Annotated in this window: 3 protein-coding genes; all 3 read left to right on the top strand. The window is 64.3% G+C overall.

The genetic code is table 11. The features are described from left to right. The coding region (gene odhB / locus L995_RS00150; RefSeq protein ID WP_047467965.1) for a 2-oxoglutarate dehydrogenase complex dihydrolipoyllysine-residue succinyltransferase at nt 1-904 on the top strand (904 nt) is incomplete at its 5' end. Between the two features lie 90 nt (nt 905-994). Next, nucleotides 995-2,422: a dihydrolipoyl dehydrogenase gene (lpdA, locus tag L995_RS00145; RefSeq protein WP_017404783.1), complete on the top strand. Its 1,428-nt coding sequence runs from the start codon at nt 995-997 to the stop codon at nt 2,420-2,422. Nucleotides 2,423-2,517: 95 nt separating this feature from the next. After that, a complete protein-coding gene (gene zapE, locus L995_RS00140) occupies nt 2,518-3,621 on the top strand; it encodes a cell division protein ZapE (protein ID WP_016446859.1) in 1,104 nt (367 codons plus the stop codon). Nucleotides 3,622-3,654 lie beyond the last annotated feature (33 nt).

Below are 3,654 nucleotides of genomic sequence, written 5' to 3'. Positions count from 1 at the left end.
CCGCGTTGCCAAGCTGCTGGCCGAAAACAACCTGTCGGCCGCCGGCGTGGCTGGCTCCGGCAAGGATGGCCGCGTGACCAAGGGTGACGCGCTGGCCGCCATCAAGGGCGGCGTGCAGTCCACCGCTGCCGTCATTCCCACCGGCGTGCCCACCAAGGCGCTGCCCCAGGTGTCGGCTCCGTCCGCCAAGGAAGACCTCAGCGGCCGTCCCGAGCAGCGCGTGCCCATGAGCCGCCTGCGTGCCCGCGTGGCCGAGCGTCTGCTGCAGTCGCAGTCCACCAACGCCATCCTGACCACGTTCAATGAAGTGAACATGGCCCCGGTGATGGATCTGCGCAAGAAGTTCCAGGACGCCTTCACCAAGGAACACGGCACCAAGCTGGGCTTCATGTCCTTCTTCGTCAAGGCGGCCGTGCACGCCCTGAAGAAGTACCCGGTGCTCAACGCATCCGTGGACGGCAACGACATCGTCTACCACGGCTACTTCGACATCGGTATCGCCGTGGGTTCGCCCCGTGGCCTGGTGGTGCCCATCCTGCGCAATGCAGACCAGATGAGCTTCGCCGACATCGAAAAGAAGATTGCCGAATTCGGCAAGAAGGCTGCCGAAGGCAAGCTGGGCATTGAAGAAATGACCGGCGGCACCTTCTCCATCTCCAATGGCGGCACCTTCGGCTCGATGATGTCCACCCCCATCATCAACCCGCCCCAGTCGGCCATCCTGGGCGTGCACGCCACCAAGGACCGTGCCATGGTCGAGAACGGCCAGGTCGTGGTGCGCCCGATGAACTATCTGGCCATGTCCTATGACCACCGCATCATCGACGGCCGCGAAGCCGTGCTGGGCCTGGTGGCCATGAAGGACGCGCTGGAAGATCCTTCGCGCCTGCTGTTCGACCTGTAATTCCACAGGGTTCGACACGACGAAAACCCACCCTTGGCCGCGCGCCCTGCGGTGGGTTTTTTCATGCATCACAGACAAGAGATTCCTGAAATGAGCAAGCAATTCGACGTCATCGTCATCGGCGCGGGCCCTGGCGGCTACATCGCCGCCATCCGTGCCGCGCAACTGGGCTTCAACGTGGCCTGTATCGACGAGTGGAAGAACGCCGCCGGCGGCGCCGCTCCGGGCGGCACCTGCACCAACGTGGGCTGCATTCCCTCCAAGGCCCTGCTGCAGTCGTCCGAGCACTTCGAGCACGCCAACCTGCACTTTGCCGACCATGGCATCTCCACCGGCAAGGTCGAGATGGACGTGGCCAAGATGATCGCCCGCAAGGATGCGGTCGTGAAGCAGAACAACGACGGCATCCTGTACCTGTTCAAGAAGAACAAGGTCACGTTCTTCCACGGCCGTGGTTCCTTCGTCAAGGCCGTCGAAGGCGGCTACGAGATCAAGGTCGCCGGCAAGGAAGAGGAAGTGCTGACGGGCAAGCAGATCGTGGTGGCCACCGGCTCCAACGCCCGCGCTCTGCCCGGCGTGCCCTTCGATGAAGAGAACATCCTGTCCAACGACGGCGCCCTGCGCCTGGGCAAGGCCCCCAAGAAGCTGGCCCTGATTGGCGCCGGCGTGATCGGCCTGGAAATGGGCTCGGTCTGGCGCCGTCTTGGCACCGAAGTCATCGTGCTCGAGGGCATGGACAAGTTCCTGCCCGCCGTGGACGAGCAGATCGCCAAGGAAGCCAAGAAGGCCTTCGACAAGCAGGGCCTGAAGATCGAGCTGGGCGTGAAGATCGGCGAAGTCAAGTCCGGCAAGAAGGGCGTGTCCATCGCCTACACCAACGCCAAGGGTGAAGCCCAGGCGCTGGAGGCTGACAAGCTCATCATCTCCATTGGCCGCACGGCCAACACCGCCGGCCTCAATGCCGAGGCGGTGGGCCTGGCCCTGGACGAGCGCGGCTGCATCGTGGTCGATGACGACTGCAAGACCAGCCTGCCCGGCGTCTGGGCCGTGGGCGACGTGGTGCGCGGCCCGATGCTGGCGCACAAGGCCGAGGAAGAGGCCGTGGCCGTGGCCGAGCGCATCGCCGGCCAGCATGGCCATGTGAACTTCGGCACCATCCCCTGGGTGATCTACACCAGCCCCGAAATCGCCTGGGTGGGCCGCACCGAGCAGCAACTGAAGGAGCAGGGCGTCAAGTACAAGGCCGGCAGCTTCCCCTTCCTGGCCAACGGCCGTGCGCGCGCCCTGGGCGACACCACGGGCATGGTCAAGTTCCTGGCCGATGCCGAAACCGACGAGATCCTGGGCGTGCACATGGTCGGCCCCATGGTCTCGGAGCTGATCTCCGAAGCCGTTGTTGCCATGGAGTTCAAGGCATCGAGCGAAGACATCGCCCGCATCTGCCATGCCCACCCCTCGCTGTCCGAAGCCACCAAGGAGGCTGCCCTGGCAGTCGACAAGCGTACTCTGAACTTCTGAGTGCCAGGCTAGCCATCTAGCCAATCCGAGACCTGAAAGCGCTTGCTCTGCAAGCGCTTTCAGCTTCTGAATACATAGCAAATGGTTGATGCTGCATGAGCGTTTCAGTGCGAGAGGCCTACGAGGCCGAACTGGTAGCCAAGGGCTTTCACAGTGATCCTGCGCAACTGCGCGCCGTCGAGGCGCTGCAGCGCTGTGCCGACGACTGGACGGTCTACCGCCAGCGCCGCTCCAATGCCTTCAAGAAGCTCATCAACCATCCCGAGATCCCCCGTGGCGTCTACATGTACGGCGGGGTGGGGCGCGGCAAGAGCTTTCTCATGGATTGCTTCTTCAATGCCGTGCCGCTCAGGCGCAAGGTGCGCCTGCATTTCCATGAATTCATGCGCGAGGTCCACCGTGAACTCGCCGTGCTGCAGGGCACCCAGAACCCGCTGGACGTGCTGGGTGCGCGCATCTCCAAGAAGTACAAGCTGATCTGCTTCGATGAATTCCACGTGGCCGACATCACGGACGCGATGATCCTGCACCGGCTGCTGGTGTCGCTGTTCGCCAACGGCGTGGGCTTTGTCACCACCTCCAACTTCAAGCCCGACGAGCTGTACCCGGGCGGCCTGCACCGCGACCGCATCCTGCCGGCCATCGACCTGCTCAACGAACGCATGGAAGTCGTCAACGTGGACAACGGCACGGACTACCGCCGCCGCACGCTGGAAAACGCCAGGCTCTACCACACGCCGCTGGGTGCCGAGGCCGATGCGGCCATGACCGAGACCTTCGACAAGCTGGCCGAGGTCAAGGACGAGGACCCGGTGCTGCACATCGAGGCGCGCGAGATCCGTGCGCGCCGCCGCGCCGGCGGCGTGGTCTGGTTCGACTTCCGCGAGCTGTGCGGTGGCCCGCGCTCGCAGAACGACTACCTGGAGATCGCAAGCCAGTTCCACACCGTGCTGCTGTCCGACGTGCCCTATATGCCGGTCAACATGGCGTCGCCCGCGCGGCGCTTCACCTGGCTGGTGGACGTGCTGTACGACCGCAGGGTCAAGCTGGTCATCTCGGCCGCCGTGCCGCCCGAGCAGCTTTACACTGAGGGCCCGCTGGCCCATGAGTTCCCCCGCACCGTCTCGCGCCTGAACGAGATGCAGTCCAAGGAATTCCTGGCGCTGGAGCGCCGCGTGGTGGATACCAGCCTGACCTGAGGCAGGTGGCCGCGCCTGGCGTCGTTTACGCGG

Source organism: Delftia sp. ZNC0008 (assembly GCF_000799035.1).
In the GTDB taxonomy this organism is placed as follows: domain Bacteria; phylum Pseudomonadota; class Gammaproteobacteria; order Burkholderiales; family Burkholderiaceae_C; genus Comamonas; species Comamonas tsuruhatensis.
Note: the sequence above shows the minus strand (reverse complement) of the source record. Positions and strands in the feature narration are given on the sequence as shown.